General features: G+C 65.0%; 22 protein-coding genes. 8 read left to right on the top strand and 14 right to left on the bottom strand.

From position 1 onward, the window contains the following. The first annotated feature begins 72 nt into the window (after positions 1–72). A complete protein-coding gene (locus QTI24_RS08900; RefSeq protein WP_286599813.1) occupies positions 73–1,383 on the top strand; it encodes an O-acetylhomoserine aminocarboxypropyltransferase in 1,311 nt (436 codons plus the stop codon). Further along, complete coding sequence (locus tag QTI24_RS08895; RefSeq protein ID WP_286599811.1) at positions 1,383–2,189, top strand: alpha/beta fold hydrolase; 807 nt, start codon at positions 1,383–1,385, stop codon at positions 2,187–2,189. The genes QTI24_RS08900 and QTI24_RS08895 overlap by 1 nt, the downstream gene beginning before the upstream one ends. Positions 2,190–2,204: 15 nt before the next feature. Here the strand turns inward: QTI24_RS08895 and QTI24_RS08890 are convergent, their stop codons facing one another. From QTI24_RS08890 to QTI24_RS08880, 3 genes are read right to left on the bottom strand one after another with little or no spacing between them, the layout of a single operon-like run. Further along, positions 2,205–2,867: an NAD(P)H-binding protein gene (locus QTI24_RS08890; RefSeq protein WP_286599809.1), complete on the bottom strand. Its 663-nt coding sequence runs from the start codon at positions 2,865–2,867 to the stop codon at positions 2,205–2,207. Positions 2,868–2,883: 16 nt separating this feature from the next. Further along, a complete protein-coding gene (locus QTI24_RS08885) occupies positions 2,884–3,267 on the bottom strand; it encodes a thioredoxin family protein (protein ID WP_286599808.1) in 384 nt (127 codons plus the stop codon). A 46-nt stretch (positions 3,268–3,313) separates the two neighbouring features. Next, positions 3,314–4,531: a YihY family inner membrane protein gene (locus QTI24_RS08880; RefSeq protein ID WP_286600082.1), complete on the bottom strand. Its 1,218-nt coding sequence runs from the start codon at positions 4,529–4,531 to the stop codon at positions 3,314–3,316. 162 nt (positions 4,532–4,693) lie between these two features. Between QTI24_RS08880 and QTI24_RS08875 the strand changes: the two genes are divergently transcribed. The 6 genes from QTI24_RS08875 to QTI24_RS08850 are packed head-to-tail and all read left to right on the top strand — an operon-like array spanning position 4,694 to position 9,178. After that, positions 4,694–5,098 carry a DUF2069 domain-containing protein gene (locus QTI24_RS08875; RefSeq protein WP_286599807.1) on the top strand — a complete coding sequence of 135 codons (405 nt, stop codon included), beginning with the start codon at positions 4,694–4,696 and terminating at the stop codon, positions 5,096–5,098. Next, a complete protein-coding gene (locus tag QTI24_RS08870; RefSeq protein ID WP_286599806.1) occupies positions 5,095–6,525 on the top strand; it encodes an FAD-binding oxidoreductase in 1,431 nt (476 codons plus the stop codon). Before QTI24_RS08875 ends, QTI24_RS08870 begins: the two co-directional genes overlap by 4 nt. Beyond that, positions 6,522–7,352 carry a thymidylate synthase gene (locus QTI24_RS08865; RefSeq protein WP_286599805.1) on the top strand — a complete coding sequence of 277 codons (831 nt, stop codon included), beginning with the start codon at positions 6,522–6,524 and terminating at the stop codon, positions 7,350–7,352. Before QTI24_RS08870 ends, QTI24_RS08865 begins: the two co-directional genes overlap by 4 nt. Before the next feature lie 2 nt (positions 7,353–7,354). Further along, entirely contained in the window at positions 7,355–7,852 is a 498-nt protein-coding gene (locus QTI24_RS08860) for a dihydrofolate reductase (RefSeq protein WP_286599803.1), read from the top strand. Between the two features lie 52 nt (positions 7,853–7,904). After that, complete coding sequence (xth, locus tag QTI24_RS08855) at positions 7,905–8,684, top strand: exodeoxyribonuclease III (protein WP_286599802.1); 780 nt, start codon at positions 7,905–7,907, stop codon at positions 8,682–8,684. Next, a complete protein-coding gene (locus tag QTI24_RS08850) occupies positions 8,681–9,178 on the top strand; it encodes a hypothetical protein (protein WP_286599801.1) in 498 nt (165 codons plus the stop codon). Before xth ends, QTI24_RS08850 begins: the two co-directional genes overlap by 4 nt. Before the next feature lie 19 nt (positions 9,179–9,197). Here QTI24_RS08850 and ntrC read toward each other — a convergent pair whose 3' ends face one another. From ntrC to ggt, 11 genes are all read right to left on the bottom strand, one after another. Further along, a complete protein-coding gene (ntrC, locus tag QTI24_RS08845; RefSeq protein ID WP_286599800.1) occupies positions 9,198–10,721 on the bottom strand; it encodes a nitrogen regulation protein NR(I) in 1,524 nt (507 codons plus the stop codon). Positions 10,722–10,743: 22 nt separating this feature from the next. Next, positions 10,744–11,820 carry a nitrogen regulation protein NR(II) gene (gene glnL / locus QTI24_RS08840; RefSeq protein WP_286567541.1) on the bottom strand — a complete coding sequence of 359 codons (1,077 nt, stop codon included), beginning with the start codon at positions 11,818–11,820 and terminating at the stop codon, positions 10,744–10,746. Positions 11,821–11,934: 114 nt separating this feature from the next. Then, positions 11,935–12,441 (bottom strand): hypothetical protein, encoded by a 507-nt coding sequence (locus QTI24_RS08835; RefSeq protein WP_286599798.1) that lies wholly within the window; start codon positions 12,439–12,441, stop codon positions 11,935–11,937. A 127-nt stretch (positions 12,442–12,568) separates the two neighbouring features. Then, positions 12,569–13,984 carry a type I glutamate--ammonia ligase gene (glnA, locus tag QTI24_RS08830; protein ID WP_286599796.1) on the bottom strand — a complete coding sequence of 472 codons (1,416 nt, stop codon included), beginning with the start codon at positions 13,982–13,984 and terminating at the stop codon, positions 12,569–12,571. A gap of 147 nt (positions 13,985–14,131) precedes the next feature. After that, positions 14,132–14,932 (bottom strand): competence/damage-inducible protein A, encoded by an 801-nt coding sequence (locus tag QTI24_RS08825; RefSeq protein WP_286599795.1) that lies wholly within the window; start codon positions 14,930–14,932, stop codon positions 14,132–14,134. Beyond that, positions 14,929–15,801 carry an EI24 domain-containing protein gene (locus QTI24_RS08820; protein ID WP_286599793.1) on the bottom strand — a complete coding sequence of 291 codons (873 nt, stop codon included), beginning with the start codon at positions 15,799–15,801 and terminating at the stop codon, positions 14,929–14,931. Before QTI24_RS08820 ends, QTI24_RS08825 begins: the two co-directional genes overlap by 4 nt. Before the next feature lie 36 nt (positions 15,802–15,837). Further along, entirely contained in the window at positions 15,838–16,809 is a 972-nt protein-coding gene (locus QTI24_RS08815) for a sterol desaturase family protein (protein ID WP_286599791.1), read from the bottom strand. A gap of 31 nt (positions 16,810–16,840) precedes the next feature. Next, positions 16,841–17,659 carry a polysaccharide deacetylase family protein gene (locus QTI24_RS08810; protein WP_503011227.1) on the bottom strand — a complete coding sequence of 273 codons (819 nt, stop codon included), beginning with the start codon at positions 17,657–17,659 and terminating at the stop codon, positions 16,841–16,843. After that, the gene (locus tag QTI24_RS08805; protein WP_503011236.1) at positions 17,625–18,602 is read right to left on the bottom strand and encodes a YncE family protein; all 978 of its coding nucleotides are present in this window, start codon (positions 18,600–18,602) and stop codon (positions 17,625–17,627) included. The genes QTI24_RS08810 and QTI24_RS08805 overlap by 35 nt, the downstream gene beginning before the upstream one ends. A 39-nt stretch (positions 18,603–18,641) precedes the next feature. Further along, positions 18,642–19,400, bottom strand: coding sequence for a pseudouridine synthase (locus QTI24_RS08800; protein ID WP_286599790.1), 759 nt, complete (start codon positions 19,398–19,400; stop codon positions 18,642–18,644). Then, positions 19,400–21,130 carry a gamma-glutamyltransferase gene (gene ggt, locus QTI24_RS08795; RefSeq protein WP_286599788.1) on the bottom strand — a complete coding sequence of 577 codons (1,731 nt, stop codon included), beginning with the start codon at positions 21,128–21,130 and terminating at the stop codon, positions 19,400–19,402. The genes QTI24_RS08800 and ggt overlap by 1 nt, the downstream gene beginning before the upstream one ends. Positions 21,131–21,338 lie beyond the last annotated feature (208 nt).

Here is a 21,338-nt window from a genome sequence, read left to right as displayed (position 1 = left end):
ACTCGCCCACGTCGACGTCGCAGTATTTGCACGCGTAACGGGGCATTGCAGCAACGTCATTGAAAGGCGCTCATGTCCGGCTATTCCGACCCCGGCTTCGACACGCTGGCACTGCATGCCGGCGCGGCACCCGACCCCGCCACCGGCGCGCGGGCGGTGCCGATCCACCTGACCACTTCCTTCGTCTTCGAATCGAGCGACCACGCGGCGGCGCTCTTCAATCTCGAGCGGGCGGGCCACGTCTATTCGCGCATCAGCAACCCGACGAATGCCGTGCTCGAGCAGCGCGTGGCGGCACTCGAAGGCGGCATCGGCGCGATCGCGACCGCGAGCGGCCAGGCGGCGCTGCATCTGTCGATCGCGACGCTGATGGGCGCGGGCTCGCATATCGTCGCGAGCACCGCCCTCTACGGCGGCTCACAGAACCTTTTGCATTACACGATGCGCCGCTTCGGCATCGACACCACCTTCGTGAAGCCGGGCGACCTCGACGGCTGGCGCGCGGCGATCCGGCCGGAGACCAAGCTGCTGTTCGGCGAGACGGTGGGCAACCCGGGCCTCGATGTGCTGGACATTCCCGCCGTCAGCGAGATCGCGCACGCCGCCAAAGTGCCGCTGCTGGTCGATTCGACGCTGACCTCGCCCTACCTGATCAAGCCCTTCGACTGGGGCGCGGACCTGGTCTATCACTCGGCCACCAAGTTCCTGTCGGGCCATGGCACGGTGATCGGCGGCGTGGTGGTCGACGGCGGCAGCTTCGACTGGGAACGTTCGGGCAAGTTTGCCGAGCTCACGCAGGCGTACGACGGCTTCCACAACATGGTCTTCAGCGAGGAGAGCACGGTCGGCGCCTTCCTGTTGCGCGCGCGGCGCGAAGGGCTGCGCGACTTCGGCGCCTCGATGAGCCCGCATACCGCGTGGCTGATCCTGCAGGGCATCGAGACGCTGCCGCTGCGCATGGAGCGCCACATCGACAACACGCAGAAGGTGGTCGAGTTCCTCGCCTCTCATCCCTTCGTGGCGCACGTGGGGCATCCGCTGCTGGAGACGCATCCGAGCCATGCGCTGGCGAACAAGCTGCTGCGGCATGGCGCGAAGGGCGCAGGTGCAGTCTTCAGTTTCGATCTCAAGGGCAACCGTGAGCAAGGCAAGAAGTTCATCGAGACGCTCAAGCTGTTCAGCCATTTGGCGAACGTGGGCGACTGCCGCAGCCTCGTGATTCACCCGGCGAGCACCACGCATTTCCGCATGACGGACGACGCGTTGGCCGGCGCGGGCATTACGCAAGGCACCATCCGGTTGTCGATCGGGCTCGAAGACCCGGCCGACCTGATCGACGACCTGAAGCGCGCCCTCAAGGCCGCAGAAAAGGCAGGTGCCTGATGGACTTCATCGTCAACGGCCACCGCGCTTACTGCTACACCGGAGGCAAATCGATCGACATCGCCAAGCCGACCGTGGTCTTCATCCATGGCGTACTCAATGACCACAGCGTGTGGATCCTCCAGAGCCGCTGGTTCGCGAACCACGGCTGGAACGTGCTGGCGGTGGATCTGCCGGGCCATTGCAAGAGCGAAGGCCCACCGCCCGCGTCGGTCGAGGAAGCGGCGGCGTTCATCGTCGCGCTGCTCGATGCGGCCGGCATCGCCAAGGCCGCGCTGGTGGGCCACAGCTTTGGCTCGCTGATTGCGCTCGAGACCACGACGCGATCGCCGGAGCGTGTCACGCATCTGGCGCTCGTGGGCACGGCGTACCCCATGACCGTGTCGCCGGCCCTGCTCGACGGCGCGCTCAACGATCCGCAACGCGCGATCACCATGGTCAACAACTTCTCGCACTCGCTGCTGGCGCCGCCGCCCTCCTCGCTGGGCCCGGGCACGTGGCTCTATGGCGGTTCGCGTGCCCTCATGCGCCGCGTGCTGGCGAGCAATCCGAACGCCAACGTGTTCCACATCGGCTTCAAGGCTTGCAACGACTATGCGAACGGCGAACAGGCGATGGCATCGGTGCAGTGCCCGACGCTGTTCCTCCTAGGCGAATCCGACCAGATGACGCCGCCGCGCGCCGCCCGCACGCTGGCCTCGAAGGCGCGCGACGCCAAGGTCGTGACCGTCAAGGCCGGCCATGCGCTGATGACTGAAGCGCCCGACGACGTGCTGTTCGCGCTGGGCGCGTTCCTGACGAGTTGAGGGCGCGCGCCGGCTTCAACGCAGCGCGTTGATGTCGGGCACCTCGACCAGCGGCGCGGGGGCGCCGCGCTTGGCAGCCACGAGCATCGCGCGGCCCACCTGCACGCTGGTCGTCACGCGGTTGGGCGCCCATCGGCGCAGCAGGCCGAATACCGGCTTCGCGATCACGTAGGCTGCCTGGTAGAGAGCCGTCTTGGAGCGCACGCCGTGCATCGGCTCGATGAAGCCGGGCCGGAACATGTACGCGGCCCTGAAGGGCAGACGCATCAGCGCGTTTTCCGTCGCGCCCTTGACGCGCGCCCACATCGTGGGGCCGCGCTCGGTGCTGTCCGTTCCGGCACCCGACACGTAGATGAAGGTCATCTGCGGGTTGAGACGGGCCAGCGGCTGCGCCGCCGCCAGCGTCAGGTCGTAGGTGATGCGACGGTAGTCTGCCTCGCTCATGCCGACGGAGGAGACGCCCAGGCAGAAGAAACAGGCATCGAAACCCGAGAGCTTGTCTTCGACGGCCGAGAAGTCGCTCATGTCCGGGACGACGAGTTCGCTGAGCTTCGGATGCTGCTGGCCGGTCGGCTTGCGGCCGACGCAGAGCACCCGCGTCACGTCGCCATCGACCAGGCATTCGCGCAACACTCCCTGCCCCACCATGCCCGTCGCGCCAAAGAGCATGATTTTCATGAGGGCTCCAGAGGGGTCAGGCGACCGTGAAGGTTTCGGGATCGCGCGCCAGGGCGTCGAGCAGCGTGGTCACTTCGGGCGCCGAAGCCTGCTCCGGCTGCAGTGCGGCCAGCAGGCGTGCGAGCGTTTCCGCGTGCGGCAGCAAGGGACCGAGAAAACGCGTGCCGGCCGTGCTGCCGACCAGCATCGTCGGAAAGGTCTCGACGTCGAAATCGTCGGCGATGTCCGCGTGGTCCTCCACGTCGACCCAGGCGAAGCGGAATTCGGGATGCGCACGAGCCACTTGTTCGAACAGCGGCCGGTACTCGCGGCAGGCGCCGCACCACTCGGCACACAGGCAAACGACCCACAGCGGGTCGCCGGTCGGTTGGGGGTCTGCGGCAGCGGAGAAGTCGGTCAAGGCCAAGATGGGGAAAGTTGAGAAAGGAATGAAACGTGCCGCGCCATTATCGATTCGGCAGCAGATCCTGCAGAAGGAGCGCATCCAAAGGGCCTTTGCGCCACAAGCTCTCGAGCGGCGGCACCTGCGGCATGAGCAGTTCCTTCAGCAGCGGTTCGAGCGCCGTCGTGGCCGGGTCGGCGAGAAGGACGTAGCGCGGGTCTTCGTTGTCCGGCTCCTCGGCGAGCGGGGCGATCCAGTCGATGGCGACGAGGGTTTCGAGCACCGGCGCGAGCTGCAGCGCATCGATCCGCATCCGGGCCACCAGTTCCGCCGCGCCCAGGCCCTTGCCGGCCCCGCTCTTCGCGCGATGCAGGTGCTGCAGGACCTCGACCGCGAGCTGCAGCGGCCAGCCCGGCATGCCGCCCCGCCGCGCCACGCCCATCAGCAAGCTGGGCAGGTAGGCGGCAATCACCGCGCCGAACAGCACGATGACCCACGCCACATAGATCCAGATCAGAAGAATCGGCACTGTCGCGAAGGCACCGTACAGCACTGAATACGTCGGCACGAGGCTGAGGTAGTAGCCCAGCACCCGCTTGGAAATCTCGATCGCCGCCGCGACGAAAAACCCGCCGGCCCACGCATGCGACCACTTGACGTGGGTATTGGGCACGTAGTGATACAGCGCAGCCATGCCGCCCGCCAGCAACACGAACTCGAAGGTATCGAACAGGAGCTTGACGACGCTGACGCCGACCACATCGCGCGAAGCCGAGAAGAAGGAAGCGGTGGTGCTCAGGCTCAGGGCCAGCACCAGCGGGCCCAGCGTGATCGCGGCCCAATAGATCAGCACCCTTTGCGCGAGAGGCCGCGGGCTGCGCACGCGCCAGATGTTGTTGAGCGTCTTGTCCATGGTGAGGATCAAGGCGACCGCCGTCACCAACAGCACCACGAGCCCGGCCACCCCCAGGCCGCTGGCCTTGCTCGCGAACTGGTTGAGGTAACCCAGCACCTGCCGCGCGATGTTGTCCGGGATCAGACTCTCGATCAGCCAACGCTGCAGCCGGCCCTGCATCTTGGAAAAGATCGGGAACACCGTGAACAGCGCCGCCGCCACGGTGAAGAAAGGCACCATCGCGATGGTGGTGGTGAAGGTCAGGCTGCTCGCGGTGAGGCCGAGACGGTCTTCGCGGAAACGCTCGCCCAGCACTGCGGCGGTGTTGCCCCAGGGAAAGTGCGAAAGGTCCCTCCACAGCTGCCGGCGATTCATGGCCGGTATCATGCCGGATGATTGGCTCACCCCCAGGCTGCGCGCGCTGCGTGTCGCTTCGCCTAGCCCTGCGAGGGCGCGATACCTGCAGCCTGGCGAAGCCAGTTCTGCGGTATCCCTGGAAGGCGCGATGTACGTGCCGCGGTGTGCACTGACGGCGAACGACTTTTTCTCTTGACTACATCCGCTCTTCCTCCCGCGTCTGTATCCGCCTCGCGCTGGCTGGCTGTGGGCAGCCTCGTCGGGCTGATCCTGCTTGGACTCGCCTGGGAGTTGTGGCTGGCGCCGCTGCGGCCCGGCGGTTCGTGGCTGGCGCTCAAGGTGCTGCCGCTCGTGGTGCCGCTGGCGGGCTTGCTCAAGAACCGGATGTACACCTACCGCTGGGTCAGCCTGATGATCTGGCTCTATTTCACCGAAGGCGTGGTGCGCGCCTGGAGCGACAAGAACCACGTCAGCCAGGTGCTGGCGCTGGTGCAGGTCGTGTTGTGCCTTGCGCTTTTCATTGCCTGCGCATGGCATGTCCGGCTGCGCCTGCGGCACGCCGCGCCGGCAAAAAGTCTTGAAGGAGCGACGCAATGAGCGTCCTGGTCGAAAAATTGCGCGCCATTGTGGGCGTACCGAACGTCCTGATCGAGGGCGACCTCACCGCATGGGAGCAAGACTGGCGCAAGCGCTCGCGCGGCAAGGCGCTGGCCGTCGTGCGGCCGGCCGACGCGCGGCAGGTTGCGGACGTGGTCAAGGCGTGCGCCGCCGCCGGAACGTCCATCGTTCCGCAGGGCGGCAACACCGGCCTCGCAGTCGGCTCAATCCCGGACGACACCGGCACCCAGGTGCTGCTGAGCCTGCAACGCATGAATGCAATCCGCAGCATCGACGCAGCGAACCTCACCATGACCGTCGAAGCCGGCTGCGTGCTGCAGACCTTGCAGGAAGCGGCCAGGAATGCCGGCTTCCTCTTTCCGCTCAGCCTCGCCGCCGAAGGCAGCTGCACCATTGGCGGCAATCTCGCGACCAACGCCGGCGGCACGCAGGTCGTGCGCTACGGCAACACGCGAGACCTGTGCCTCGGCCTCGAAGTCGTCACGCCGCAGGGCGACATCTGGGAAGGCACCAGCGGCCTGCGCAAGGACAATACCGGCTACGACTTGCGCGACCTGATGATTGGCAGCGAAGGCACACTCGGCATCATCACCGCCGCGACCATGAAGCTCTACCCGCTGCCGGCCGCGCAGCTCACCGCATGGGCGGCAGTGCCTTCGCTGCAACACGCGGTCACGCTGCTCGGCCTGGCGCACAAGCGACTGGGCGCGGGCCTGACGGGCTTCGAGGTCATGGGCAAGTTCGCCTTGAGCCTGGTGGCCAAGCACTTCCCCGCGATGCGAGTTCCGTTCATCGAGGACGAGGCGGTGCCCTATTGCGTGCTGCTGGAGAACTCCGACAACGAGTCGGAGGACCACGCCCGCGCCCGCTTCGAGGCGCTGCTCGAAACCGCCTTCGAGGCGGGTTGCGTGAGCGACGCCGTGGTCGCCGAAAACCTCACGCAGGCGCATCAGCTCTGGCATGTCCGCGAGAGCATTCCGCTGGCGCAGGCCGAAGAAGGGCTGAACATCAAGCACGACATCTCGATCGCGGTGTCGCGCATCCCCGATTTCGTGGCCGATACCGACGCACTCCTCGAGCGCGAGATCCCCGGCGTCCGGCTCGTGAACTTCGGCCATCTGGGCGACGGCAACTTGCACTACAACGTGCAGGCGCCGGCCGGTGGCGACAACTCGGCCTTCCTGCGCGACCATGAAGATCGCATCAACACGCTGGTGTACGACGCGGTCGAGAAGTTCGACGGATCGTTCTCCGCCGAGCACGGCGTCGGGTCGCTGAAGGTCGACAAACTCGAAAAGCACAAGTCGCCCGTGGCCCTTGGCATGATGCGCGCCATCAAGCGCGGGCTCGACCCGCAGAACATCCTGAATCCGGGTCGCGTGATCCGGACGGAGACTTTTCAATGAACCGCCCCACCCGTTCCCAATACGAAGATTTCATGCGACACGTCGACACGACGGGCGTGCAAAAAGGCGACCGCACCGGCACCGGCACGAAAAGCGTTTTCGGCTACCAGATGCGCTTCGACCTCACCGAAGGCTTTCCGCTCATCACCACAAAGAAGGTGCACCTCCGCTCCATCATCCAGGAACTGCTCTGGTTCCTGACCGGGTCGAGCAACAACAACTGGCTGAAGGAACGCGGCGTCACGATCTGGGACGAGTGGGCACGCGAAGACGGCGATCTCGGACCGGTGTACGGCGTGCAGTGGCGCAGTTGGCCGACGCCGGATGGCGGCCACATCGACCAGATCCAGCAGGTGATCGACACGCTCAAGACCAACCCCGATTCGCGCCGCATCATCGTGAGCGCATGGAACGTGGCCGAGCTGTCGAAGATGGCCCTGATGCCCTGCCACGCGTTCTTCCAGTTCTACGTGGCGCCGCCGCAAGCGGCCGGCGAACGCGGCAAGCTCAGCTGCCAGCTCTACCAGCGCAGCGCGGACATCTTCCTGGGCGTGCCATTCAACATCGCGAGCTACGCGCTGCTCACGCACATGATCGCCCAGCAATGTGATCTCGACGTGGGCGACTTCATCTGGACCGGCGGCGATTGCCACATCTACAGCAATCACGCGGAACAGGTGGCGCTCCAACTCAGTCGTGAGCCCCGGCCGTACCCGACGCTGGTCATCAAGCGCAAGCCTGCATCGATTTTCGACTACGAATACGAGGACTTCGAGGTGATCGGCTACGACCCTCATCCCGGCATCAAGGCGCCCGTCGCTGTCTGACCATGGGCACCCGCATCAACCTGATTCTCGCGCGCGCAGCCAACGGCGTGATCGGCCTCAACGGCGTGATGCCCTGGCATCTGCCCGAGGACCTGGCGCATTTCAAGAAGCAGACGGCGGGTGCGCCGGTGATCATGGGACGCAAGACCTGGGATTCACTACCTCCAAGATTCCGGCCCCTGCCCGGGCGGCGCAACATCGTCATCACGCGCCAGGCTGACTGGCGGAGCGACGGTGCGGAGCATGTGCCGAGCCTGCAGGCTGCCCTGTCGCTCTGCGAGAGCGACAACGCGCCCGAGGCCTGGGTGATCGGCGGCGCGCAGATCTATGCGGAGGCCGAACCTCTGGCCCAGCGCGTCGTCGTGACCGAGATCGAGCGCGACTACGAAGGCGACACCTGGGCGCCCCGATTTGGCCCCGGCTGGCACGAGATTGAGCGCGAGTCTCACACTGCCGCCAACGGTCTTCCGTTCAGCTTCGTCACGCTCGAACGGCGCTGACTACTGCTGAGAACTTCGTTACAGAGACGTCACGCTCTGGAGCCTGCAACCCATGAAAATCGCCACCTGGAACGTCAACTCCCTCACCGCACGGCTGCAGCATGTGCTCGACTGGCTCATCGCCAACCCTGTCGACGTGCTGTGCCTGCAGGAACTCAAGATGAGCGACGACAAGTTTCCGCTCGAAGTGCTGAAGTCGGCCGGCTATGACGCCGCCGTGTTCGGCCAGAAGACCTACAACGGCGTTGCGATCCTGAGTCTGGCACCGGTGCGCGACGTCGTGAAGAACATCGGCGGCTTCACCGACGAGCACTCCCGCGTCATCAGCGCGACCATCGACACGCCGGCCGGCGAGCTGCGCGTGGTCAACGGCTACTTCGTCAACGGCCAGGCGCCGGGAACCGAGAAATTCGAATACAAGTTGCGCTGGCTGAGCGCATTGCGCGACTGGCTGCGCAAGGAGCTTGTCGCCCATCCGAACCTGGTTCTGCTCGGTGACTTCAACGTCGCGCCGCAAGACCGCGACAGCTTCGATCCCGTCGGACTCGCAGAGACGATTCACCACACCACCGCGGAGCGCGAGCACTTCATGGACTTGCTGAAGCTGGGCATGACGGACAGCTTCCGTCTCTTCGATCAGCCCGAGAAGAGCTACTCGTGGTGGGACTACCGCATGCTGGGCTATCAGAAGAATCGCGGATTACGCATCGACCACATCCTGGTGAGCCAACCGCTGGTCCCGCGCGTCAAGGGCTGCGTGATCGATCGTGTGCCGCGCAAATGGGAAAAGCCAAGCGATCACGCCCCTGTGATACTGGATCTGGCACCATGAAACACACTCCCATCCTGGCGGTTCTTGTCGTCTCCCTCGGCCTTGCAGGCTGCGAGGCACTGAAAAAGGATGGGACGAGCGAGGCGCCTGCCCAGGCCGCGAAGGATGACGGCCCCTCCGCAAAGGTACCGCCCGAGAGGCTCATCACCTCACAGACCCCCGCAGTGAAGGCCTATCGCAAGGTCGGCGCGACCTACATCTACAAGACCTATCCCAAGCGCATCTACAAGGGCAAGATTCCGCCGTTGGTGTATGCAGTGGTCGTGACCGAGACCGACGTCGACAGCACGGGCAAGGTCACGGGGGTGTACTTCAGTCGCACGCCGAGCCATGCGCCGGAGGTGGCCCCGATGATCGAGAAGCTGATCAAGGATGCATCACCCCTGCCGAACCCCGGCAAGGTGGGCAGCCACACCTACGTCGACACGTGGCTCTGGGACAAGAGCGGGCAATTCCAGCTCGACACGCTGACGCTGGGTCAGCGCAACCGCTGACCCAGCGTCAGTCATCGGATCATTCCAGGCCCAGTTCCTGGATCTTGCGCGTGATGGTGTTGCGCCCGATGCCGAGTTTCTGCGCGGCCTCGATGCGGCGGCCTCGCGTATTCGCCAGCGCCGTGAGGATCAGGCGTGATTCGAAGCGGCGCGATAGCGCATCCCATACGTCGGTACGACCGGCCGCCAGCATGCTCTGCGCTTCGAGTTCGAGCCCGCTTTCCCACGCTGCCGCGGCAGTGCCGGCGACCGGCGGGGGCAGCGTTGCAGGTGCCACGGCCGCTGTGGCGCCAACTGCCACGGGGTCGCGCTCGATCGTGGAAGCCGGCGCCGATACAACGGCCGCTGCAGCCGCGGGCGCTTCGACGTGTGCGCCGGCCGCCACTTCGGGCGGCAGGTCCTTGGCCTCTATAAGCTGCGCCGGCGCCATCACCGTCAGCCAATGGCAGATGTTCTCGAGCTGCCGCACGTTGCCTGGAAAACCGAAGGTCGCCAACTGCGCGAGCGCCGCATCCGAAATGCGCTTGGGCTCCACGCCCAGCTGCTTGGCGCTCTGCTGCAGAAAGTGGCGCGTGAGCGCAGGCACGTCCTCGCCGCGCTCGCGCAATGCCGGCAGCCGCAGCCGGATCACATTGAGCCGGTGAAAGAGGTCTTCGCGGAAGCCGCCGAGCTTGACGCGCTGCTCCAAGTCCTGGTGCGTCGCCGCGATCACGCGCACATTCGCCTTGACGGAGTTGTGGCCGCCCACGCGATAGAAATGCCCGTCGCTCAGCACGCGCAGCAGGCGCGTCTGGAGATCGAAAGGCATGTCGCCGATCTCGTCCAGAAACAGGGTGCCTCCCTCGGCCTGTTCAAAACGGCCGCGCCGCATCGTCTGCGCGCCGGTGAAGGCGCCGCGCTCGTGGCCGAACAGCTCGCTTTCGAGAAGGTCCTTGGGAATGGCCGCGGTGTTGATCGCGACGAAGGGCCCGTTCGCGCGCGGCGAATGCTTGTGCAGCGCACGCGCCACAAGCTCCTTGCCGGAACCCGACTCGCCGGTGATCAGCACGGTCACATTGCTTTGCGACAGTCGCCCGATCGCACGGAACACGTCCTGCATCGCAGGAGCCTGTCCGAGCATTTCGGGCGCGGCCGCCATGCGTTCCTCGGCGACCTCCTCACGCTGGCTTTCGTCGACGGCGCGACGAATCAACTCGACCGCGCGCGGCAGGTCGAAAGGCTTCGGCAGGTACTCGAAGGCGCCGCCCTGGAAGGCAGAGACGGCACTGTCGAGGTCGGAGAACGCGGTCATGATGATGACCGGAAGTCCGGGGTGCTTGGCCTTGATCTTGTCGAGCAGGTCGAGGCCCGAGCCGCCGGGCATGCGGATGTCGCTCACCAGGACCTGGGGGCCCTGCAGTTCGTCGTCGGCGGCTGCTTCGAGTGCGGCGAGAACTTCGCGCGTGTTGGTGAAGCTACGGGTTGGCAGGTCTTCGCGCAGTAGCGCTTTTTCCAGCACAAAGCGGATCGATTGGTCATCATCCACTATCCAGATCGGCTTCATGCAGCTCCTTGTTGCGTGGCTGCTAGGGCAGCGGTATCAGTATCTTGAAATCGGTCCGGCCCGGGACGCTGTCGCACTCGATCACGCCGTGATGTTGTTGCACAAAAGTTTGCGCAAGCGTCAATCCCAAGCCAGTCCCGCCTTCCCTGCCCGACACCAGCGGGTAAAAAATGCGGTCCTTGATCGCGTCCGGCACGCCCGGTCCATTGTCGATGACATGCAATTCCAGTGCCAGTCGATACCACTGCTTATTGAAGATAACCTGACGCGCGATGCGGGTCTTGAAGGTGATCTGCGCGTCACCCGCCGCGCGCCGTTCCGCCAGCGCCTGCGCGGCGTTGTGGACGATGTTGAGCGTGGCCTGGATGAGCTGCTCCCGGTCGCCGCGAAACTCCGGGATGGACACGTCGAAGTCGCGCTCGATGTGCAGGTCGCGGGGAAACTCGGCCAGGATCACTGAGCGCACGCGTTCGCAGACCTCGTGGATGTTGACGTCGCCCACCACGTGCGGCCGCCGATGCGGCGCCAGCAGTCGATCCACCAGCGTCTGCAGCCGGTCGGCCTCGTGGATGATGACTTGCGTGTACTCGATGAGGTCGCGTGACTCGACCTCCATCTGCAGCAACTGCGCCGCGCCGCGAATGCCGCCGAGCGGGTTCTTGATTTCGTGCGCGAGGTTGCGGATCAGTTCCTTGTTGGCCTGCGCCTGGTCGAGCAGGCGCTCTTCGCGGTCTTGCCGCACCTGCTGTTCGAGTGGCGACATCTCGATGATCAACTCGCCTGCCTTGTCGCTCTGCGCGAGCGTCACCTGCACCGGCATCAGCTCGTGGTTGACGCGCCGCAACAGGGCCTCGTAGCGCAGGGTGGCAAAGTCATTGCTGCGCGCACCATCGATGGCGGTGCGCAACACCTGCGGCTCATGAAAGCAGGCGCCGAATTGCGAGCCCTCGAGCGTGCGGCGCGAGGTCCCGAGCGCGTCTTCGAGCCCGGAATTCGCGAACAACACCGAACCGTCGGTGCGTACCACGGCAATCAGCGTCGAGAGCAGGTCGAAGGCCTGAAAGCGTTTGCCCGGTCCGGCGGATTTACCAAAAGCCACGCGAAGGAATTCCTTCCCGGAACGCCGTCGAACCGGCTTTGCCGGGCCGCAGGCGTTGCCCCCGGCAGGGGGTTGGCGCAGCGACACGAAGTGCGCGCAGTCTGGGGGAGAGCGTCATTTCAGCCGGCCGATTTCGCGCTGGATGCCGGCGATGTCGCTCTCGTTGCGCGCGAGCTCGGCTTTCATGTCGGCTACGCGATCGAGGTACTTCTGGTAATTGCGACCTTCGCTGCCCTGCTTTTCGGGCTCGCCGTTGTTGTATTCCTTGAGCAGCTGGGCTTGCCGATCCTGCGCCTTCCTGAGTTCGGATTCGAGCACCGAGCGGGCCTCGCCGTCCCGCGCGCGCTGGTCGGCACCGTCGACGCGCGGGCTGCCCGCCGGGCTACTCGCGCTTGCCGGGGCACGAACCGCGCTGCTCGGTGCGGCCGAAGCAATCGGCCGGTTGCCCTGCACGACGGTGACATTGCCGCCCTCCATCAGCTTGCAACCGCGCTGTTGCGCCTGGGTCGCGTTGTTCGTGTATTCGTTGCCGCAACGCCAGACGCGCTCCTGCGCCTGGGCTTGCACGTGAACACCGGCCGCGGCGAACGCGGTCAGCAGGAAAACGGAAAGAGTCTTCATGGTCATGGTTGGAGTGCGCAGCAATGCGGCATTTTCGTGCAATTCGATACGAGTGCCATGCTGGTGTTCCCACCCAAAGAAAAAGGACGGCAATTGCCGTCCTTTTTAACGCTGGCCTGGGGCAGGCTCAGAGCGAGTAGTACATGTCGAACTCGACCGGATGGGTCGCCATGCGGAAGCGCGTGACTTCCTGCATCTTGAGGTCGATGTACGCGTCGATGTACGAATCGGTGAAGACGCCGCCCTTCGTCAGGAACGCACGGTCCTTGTCGAGGTAATCCAGCGCCTGATCAAGGCTGTGGCACACGGTCGGGATCATCGCGTCTTCTTCCGGCGGCAGATGGTAGAGATCCTTGCTCGCGGCTTCGCCTGGATGGATCTTGTTTTCCACGCCGTCGAGGCCGGCCATCAGCAGCGCTGCGAAACCGAGGTACGGGTTCATCAGCGGATCGGGGAAGCGGGCTTCGACGCGACGGCCCTTCGGGTTCGCCACGAACGGAATGCGGATCGATGCCGAGCGGTTCTTGGCCGAGTAGGCCAGCTTCACCGGGGCTTCGAAACCGGGGACCAGGCGCTTGTAGCTGTTGGTGCCGGGGTTCGTGATGGCGTTCAGCGCGCGAGCGTGCTTGATGATGCCGCCGATGTAGTGCAGTGCGAAGTCGCTCAGGCCGGCATAACCGTCGCCGGCGAAGAGGTTCTTGCCGTCCTTCCATACCGACTGGTGCACGTGCATGCCGGAGCCGTTGTCACCAACGATCGGCTTGGGCATGAAGGTGGCGGTCTTGCCGTAGGCATGGGCCACGTTGTGGATGACGTATTTCTGCAGTTGGACCCAGTCGGCGCGCTGGATCAGCGTGCTGAACTTGGTGCCGAGTTCCATCTGGCCGGCGTTGGCCACTTCATGGTGATGCACTTCGACCGGGATGCCGAGCGACTCGAGCACAAGGCACATTTCGGATCGCATGTCCTGGAAACTGTCGACCGGCGGCACCGGGAAGTAGCCACCCTTGACCGCAGGCCGGTGGCCCGTGTTCCCGTGCTCGAATTCCTTGCCCGTATTCCAGGCTGCTTCTTCGGATTCGATCTTCACGGAGCAGCCGGACATGTCGTTCTGCCAACGTACGCCGTCGAACACGAAGAACTCGGGCTCCGGTCCGAAGAAGGCGGTGTCGCCCAGGCCCGATGCCTTCATGTAGGCCTCGGCGCGCTTGGCGAGCGAACGCGGGTCGCGCTCATAGGGCTTGCCATCCGAAGGATCAACCACGTCACAGGTCAGGATGAGCGTCGTTTCTTCGAAGAAGGGGTCGATGTTGGCCGTGTTCGGGTCGGGCATGAGTTGCATGTCCGATGCTTCGATGCCCTTCCAACCGGCGATCGACGAGCCATCGAACGCGTGGCCCGAAGTGAACTTGTCCTCATCGAACGCGGAAACCGGCACGGTGACGTGCTGTTCCTTGCCGCGAGTGTCGGTGAAGCGAAAGTCGACGAACTTGACCTCGTTTTCCTTGACGAGTTTGAGTACATCGGCGACGGTCTTTGCCATCAGGTTCTCCTGGTTTGGATAGTGGTTGGAAGTACGGGTATTCCGGAATGCAGTTTCTGTGCCATTGTCACTGCAGCCGAGGGGGGTGTGGCGCCGCCGCCAGACCCCAAAAACAGGCGAGTTGTAACCAAATTGGTGCGGACGAATTCAACGCACCATTTCGGGGCCGAGACGCGCTTCAAAGGCGTGCAGACCCGCCAGCAATTGCGAGTAGGCGGGTCCGATTCTGTCGGCGTCGCCCTTGACGCCGAGTTCGATGTGCCGTCCATGCTCGGCATGGTCGACGCTCGGGAGGCTGAACACCTTGATGCCGGGATGCGCTTGCTCGATGGCCTCCATCAGTGGCGTCAACGTGGCCTCCATGGCACCGTAGACGATCACGGATCTTTCGGCGACTCGGCCGCGGGCGAAGAGATCGGCATAGCGCTCGTCGAGCACCGATTCGATCATCGGCCAGGCCATCACCGGGAAGCCGGGCACGAAGTGCACGTCGCCCACGCTGAAGCCGGGGATCTTGTTGTAGGGGTTGCGGATAATCTTTGCGCCCAGCGGAAAGACGCCCATGTTGAGGCGGTGAATGTTGTCCGGCCGGTCGGGCTCGTAGACCGTCCCCTGCTCGCGCGCGGTGTCCTGCATTCGCTCGCGGATCAGCGCCTCGGCCTCGGGGTGCAGGCCGAGCGGGACGCCAAGGGCGGCGGCCGCGCACTGGCGCGTATGGTCATCGGGCGTGGCGCCGATGCCGCCGGTCGAGAACACGACGTCGCCGGAAGCGAAAGCACGCGCCAGCGCCGCCGTGATGCGCGCCGGCACATCTCCAACGTACTCGGCCCATCCCAGCTCCAGGCCGCGCTCGGCGAGCAGTTGAATGACCTTGGGCATGTGCTTGTCGATGCGCTTGCCGGAAAGGATTTCGTCGCCGACGACGATCAGACCGAATGAACGACTCATGGGGCACCCCATTGGCTTGCGGCAGCGTTGGCATCGGCCAACTCGACCGCAGGTGGTGAAACAGCCGCGGCGGCGCGCTGCATTCGCAGTTGCGCCAGTGCGTCGAGGCAATAGTGAGCGAACCACAGCGCGGAGAACGCGAACACCAGCGTGTAGATCCAGATCGCGATGGGCACGAGCACAAAGAAGGCGGCCGCAAAAAGCAAACCCGACGCCCAGACGATGGCCGGCGCCGCGCCGAGATAGCCGCACAGCACGCCGACACCGAGTAGCGGCAATCGGTGCTTCCGCAACAGTTCGTTGCGCTCCTCCGGGCTCGCATGCTCCGCGAGCGCGTCGAAGCTCATCACGCGATAGGTCAGCCAACCCCAGATGAGCGGCGGAAGGATGAGCACCAGCGGGGGGATGAGCCAGAGCGGCATCGACACCACGAGGGCCAGCATTGCCAGCACGGTCAGTCCGAGCGAGCGGGCCATGCTTCCGATGAAGGATGCACCCTTCTTTTGTTCCAGCGCCGGAAATCGCCGCTCAGCCACCAGGCGGGTCAGCGCCGGCGCCATGAACCCGGCGACGACCAGGAGCGACACCACCACGATGAGCGGCGTGGCCGCGAACACCACCAACAGCGGCGCGAGCATGGCGGTGACATCGCCCGAAAACAGGCGGCCGATCCAGCCCCAGAAGCTGGCCAGCAGGGGCCAGGCGTCCAGCGCCTCGCGAGTCCATGCGACGGATGCGTCCCAGAAGAAATAGCCGAACACCGCCGCGAGCACCACCATGAGCCCCAGCGGCAGAAAGGACAGCACGATCACGCGCGGGTGCATGCAGTAGGCGACCGAACGCCAGAAAGAATCGAGGAGAAGACGCATTGGTGCCGAGGATAACGCCAGCGTACGAGGCGCCCGTCAGCCTTGGCCGACGAGGCGCCGGAGCCCCAGCCATTGCTGCGACCAGAAGCCGCGTCCGTAGTCCTTGACGCGGCCACGGTCGTCGGGCTCGACCTGGTCGCGAATGCCCGTCGGGTCGTAGCGGTCCTCGAAGTTCACCGTCCTGAACAACATGTCCCACCAAGGCAGCAGCACGCCGAAGTTGTGGCCCCCGAGCGTCTTCGGACCACGCGATTCATGCCCGATCCCGATGCTGTGGTGCAGGCGATGGAAGCGCGGGCTGATCCAGAGCCGCTCACCGATCGCGCCGAAACTCAGCCGCAGGTTGGCGTGCTGCAGGCTCTCGCTGAGTTGCATGAAAGCGACGATGGCGATGAACTGACCCGGTGCGACGCCGATCAGCTGCGCGACGATCACGATGATCGTGTCGTGAATCACGTCGTCGAGCAGGTGGTTGCGGTTGTCGCTCCACATCGTCATCTGGCGCTGCGAGTGATGGAGCGAATGCAGGGCCCACCACCATTCGAAGCGGTGCTGCCCGCGATGAATCAGGTATTCGACCAGGTCCAGCACGACGAGGTAGATCACGAGCGTGACCCAGGGCACGTCGGTGACGCCGGGCCAGAGCTGATCGAGATGGAAGGTGCCCCAGCCCGCGGACCGCACTGTGCCCAGTGCGTCGTCAAAGAAGGGGTCGAGCGCGAAGAACATCGCGAGCCGGAAGAGGCCCAGCCGATGGATCAGCGTGTAGATCACGTCGATGCGGATGGCGCGCCGGTCGACCACCGGCTCGGCCGGTCGCCAGCGCTGCAGCGGGCCGATCACGGCGATCAGCACAGCGATCTGGATCAGGCCGACCAGCAGCCAGCCCGTCGCGTCGAACGCGTCCTCGACCCAGCCGCCCAAGCCGACGGCGTAGACCACCGGCTGAATCGCCGTCTCGAACAGCCACTGCTGCAGGTTCGCAAACAAATCGGTGAGCCAATCCATTGGCGTGCGATCCCGGCCCTTGCGGAAAGGTTCAGGGATGAGCCGCGATCCAGGCGCGGTAAGCCGGATGCTGGCGCAGCGTTTCGAAGCAGAAGCCCTTGGCCTTGAGCCCGACGATCAGCGGTTCGAGAGCGGCGGGTGCCCATGGCTCCTTGCGCGACCAGATGCCCAGGTGCGCAAGCAGGATGTCTCCCGGCTCGATCTTGTCGAGCGCCTGCTGCAACAGCTTTTCGTTGCTGAACTTCTCGCTCGGCAACTCGTCACCCAGGAAGCCCGCTGGCGCCCAACCGACGTGCTCATAGCCGCAGGCCTTGGCAGCCGCCAGCAGTTTTGGCGAAGTCTTGCCGCCGGGCGCGCGGAACAGAGGTATCGGCTTCTTGCCGGTGATGTCCTGCAGGCGTTCGGAAGACTTGGCCACGTTGGCGCAGTATTGCTTGGCGTCCCAGGTGAATTCCCGGCCCGCAAAGGCGCCCGCCGTCGGCTTGATGCGAAAGCGCGGCTCGACTCCCGGTAGATCGCCGCGCCAGTAGGCATGGTCGTAGGTGTGAGATGCGAATTCGTGCCCTTCCGCGGCCCGCGCCTTCCACCATGGCGCCCAGTGGTTGTCGAGGCTGTCGCCGTCGGTCTGGGTACGCTCCGCAGCGCCGAAGAAGGTGACGCGGACGTCCTGTCGCTTCAGCACCTCGGCAACCAGGGGCGCAACGCCCATATGACCGGTATCGAAGGTCAAGTACACCGGCTTGCTGCAGGTGCCCTGGGCGACTGCGCCGGTGGACACGACCGAAGCCGCCACCAGGAGCATCGCAGCCCCGGACTCAAATCTTGGCATGGTCGAGGGTCCAGACGCCATGCGGCGAACGGCCGACGTTGACCTGTCGCACGACCTTGCGGCTGGCAAGGTCGACCACGCTGAGCTTCTTCGCCCAGCGCGAGGTGACGAAGAGCGTCTTGCCGTCCGCCGAGACATCCATGCAATCGGGTCCCCCCGGCACCGGATAGGTGTCGGTGACCTTGAGCGTCTGGATATCGATGCGACTGATCGTATTGGCCACGCGATTGCTGACGAACACGCTGCGGTCGTCGCCCGCGGAACGGAATGCATGGGCCCCCTTGCCGGTCGGGAGTTGGCCGACCAGCTTGGGCTGGGCACCCGCCACGTCGAACACCTGCACGCCATCGCTGCCCGTCAGGCCGACCAGCAGCGTCTTGCCGTCGTGGATGCCGAAGATGTCGGCCGGCATCGGGCCAGTGGCCACGCGCCAGCGGATCGTCTGCGTGGAAAGGTCCACGGCGATCAACTCATCGCTGTCCTGCATGGTGACGTAGGCGGTCGTGCTCTTGCCGTCGATCCAGATGTGGCTGGGCGTCTTGCCGGTGGGAATGCGCTTGACGAGCTTGGGCTCCTTGCCGTCCCATCGGTAGATGTCGACGTGGTTCAGGCGGTTGGCCGCCGTGACGAACCACTTCATGTCCGGCGAAAAGCGCAGGTGGTAGGGATCGAGGATGCCGTAAACCACGCGCTGGACTTCGGCCGTGCGGGGGTTCAGGAAGGTCAGCGAATCACCGGCGGAGTTGGCGACGATCAACGAACTCTGATCGGGCGTGAGGTAGAGGTGATGCGGCTCCTTGCCGGTCGGGATGCGCTGCTTCTCGGCCCAGTTGCCAGGATCGATCACGCTCACTGTCGCGTCGAGCGAATTGAGCACGAAGATGGGTGGTGGTTCGGCGGCCTGCGACGGAAGCACCGCGCAGACAAACAAAAAGGCCGCAAGACGGCCCGTCAGGAATGGAATGGAGCGCAAGGGACGTTTTCCGGCAGAAGAACATGGATTCTAGCGAGCGGCTCCCACCGCGGGCTGACCGCCGCGCGGGTGCCGCAAGGCTTCGACCTCCTCCGGTCGCAGCCAGCGCCACTGGCCGGGCGCCAGGTCGTCAGGTAAGGTGAGCACGCCGATGCGCGATCGGTGCAAGGCCTCGACCCGGTTGCCGACGGCGGCCAGCATGCGTTTGACCTGATGGTATTTGCCCTCGGTGAGCGTGAGGCTCAGATGGAGCGGCCCGGCAAGCTCGCACGCGGCCGCGCGCACCGGCTTCGGATCGTCGTCCAGGACGACGCCGGCGAGCAGGCGTGCCACCTGCTCGTCGTCGACGGGATGCTTGGTCGTGACCTCGTAGACCTTAGGCACATGGTGCTTGGGCGAGCCCATCCGATGGATGAACTGGCCGTCGTCGGTCAGGAGCAGCAAGCCCGTGGTGTCCTGGTCGAGCCGCCCGATCGCCTGCACGCCTTGCACTGCGCCCTTGTTCGGCCGCAGCCGCAACGGCGACGGTAGCAAGGTGTAGATGCTGGGGTAGGTCGACGGCTTCTGGGAGCACTCCGTGCCGGCCGGCTTGTGCAGCATCAGGTAGGCTTTCTCGTGGTATTCCCACTCGGCGCCCTGCACGGTGAAGCGAAGACCTTCGGTTTCGACGTCGCGCCCCGGATCGTCGACCGGGGAACCCGCGATCGTCACGAAGCCTTGCTGCACCAGCCCCGCGCACACGCGGCGTGTGCCGAAACCCTGCGTGTAGAGAATTTCCTCGATGCGCATCAGTAGCCGAGCGCCAGGCCGGTGTTGCGACGCGGATCGTTGGCGCCATAGAAGCGGTTGGCGCCCACCGGCTTGCCACCGAGTGACGGCGCGCCGACGATGATCGCCGCCGCATGGTTGGCCGGCTGCGGCACACCCAGGTTGTGGCCCATGTCCGAGAGGATCTTGCGCGTGTCCGGCGAGAGCGCGAAGGTCTCGACGTTGGTCACGTCGGGCAGCCATTGCTGGTGGAAGCGCGGTGCGTCGACCGCCTCCTGCACGTTCATCCCGTAGTCGACCACGTTCAGGATGGTGTGGAGCACGACCGTGATGATCCGGCTGCCGCCCGGCGTACCGACGACGAAGACCGGCTTGCCATCCTTGGTCATGATGGTCGGGCTCATCGAACTCAGCGGGCGCTTGCCCGGCGCGATCGCATTGGCTTCGCCCTGCACAAGGCCGTACATGTTGGGCACGCCGACCTTCGAAGTGAAGTCGTCCATCTCGTTGTTGAGCAGCACGCCTGTTTTCGCGGCCGTCACCTTGGCGCCGAACCAGTCGTTGAGGGTGTAGGTCACCGAAACTGCATTGCCCCACTGGTCGACGATGGAATAGTGTGTGGTGTTGCTGCCCTCGTGCGGAGCGACGCCGGGCTTGATGTCCTTGGAGACGCCCGCTTTTGCGGGGTCGATCACGCCACGGATCTTTGCGGCATAGCCTTTGTCGAGCAGCCGGTCGAGTGGGTTCTTCACGAAGTCGGGGTCGCCCAGGTAGCTGTTGCGATCGACGTACGCATGGCGCATCGCCTCGATCTGGTAGTGCACGGCTTGCGCCGAGCGGAAGCCGAGGTCCTTGAGCGGATAGCCCTCGAGGATGTTCAGCATTTCGCAGATGACCACCCCGCCAGAGCTCGGCGGCGGCGCCGAGATCACGTGGTAGCCCCGGTAATCGCATTCGACGGGCGGGAGTTCGCGCGTCTGGTACTGGTCGAGGTCAGCCTGCGTGATGAGCCCTTTCCCCGCCTGGCTCGATGCCACGATCGCAGCGCCTATGGGCCCCTTGTAGAAGCCTTCGGTGCCGTTGCGGCTGATGGCCCTGAGAGTCTTCGCCAGGTCCTTCTGGACCAGCTTCTGGCCGACCGCAAAGGGTTCGCCCTTGTTCAGGAAGATCGCACCGGAGACGGCGTCCTTCTTGAAGTCAGCGGTGGCGGTTGTCAGCATGTCGATATCGCCCTGCTCCAGGACGAATCCGCGCTCAGCCAGCTTGATCGAAGGCGCGATCAAGGCTGCGCGCTTCATGGTGCCGTACTTCTCGCGCGCCAGCTCGAGCCCGGACACGGTGCCCGGTACGCCGACGGCAAGGTGACCGTTGGTGCTCAGGCCCTTGATGACGTTGCCGTCTTTGTCGAGGTACATGTTGGCAGTCGCCGCCAGCGGCGCTTTCTCACGGAAATCAAGAAAGGTCTTGCGCCCGTCGGCCAATTGCACGGTCATGAATCCACCGCCGCCGAGGTTGCCGGCCGCGGGGTAGACCACCGCCAACGCGTAGCCGACGGCGACCGCAGAGTCGATCGCGTTGCCGCCGCGCCTGAGCACGTCAACGCCGACCTGGGTGGCGAGATGCTGCGCGCTGACCACCATGCCGTTTTCGGCTGCGACCGGCGCAAGCGACGCCGCGTGAAGTTGCGCGGCTCCGGCCAGAGCCAGCGCAACCGAGGTGCGAAGCGCCACCGTCCATTCCAGTTTTTTCATGTCTCATGTCCCATGTATGCCGCAGCGACGTCGGGGACTATAGCTCGCGCATGCAGGGCGAAAGAGCACGGCTCTGTCGTGCGACACAGCTCGTGCGACGCAACCCACAGCGGGTCGATCGCGGCCGCTCAGCGACAGCACTCGGAGTGCGGAATGCGTAGTGGGCAGAGGTTCTGGAAGTGAGCCCGGCGCCAAAGTCTTCCGTTGG

It is taken from the genome of Variovorax sp. J22P240 (assembly GCF_030316855.1).
GTDB lineage: Bacteria > Pseudomonadota > Gammaproteobacteria > Burkholderiales > Burkholderiaceae_C > Variovorax.
This window is presented reverse-complemented; position numbering and strand designations above follow the sequence as displayed.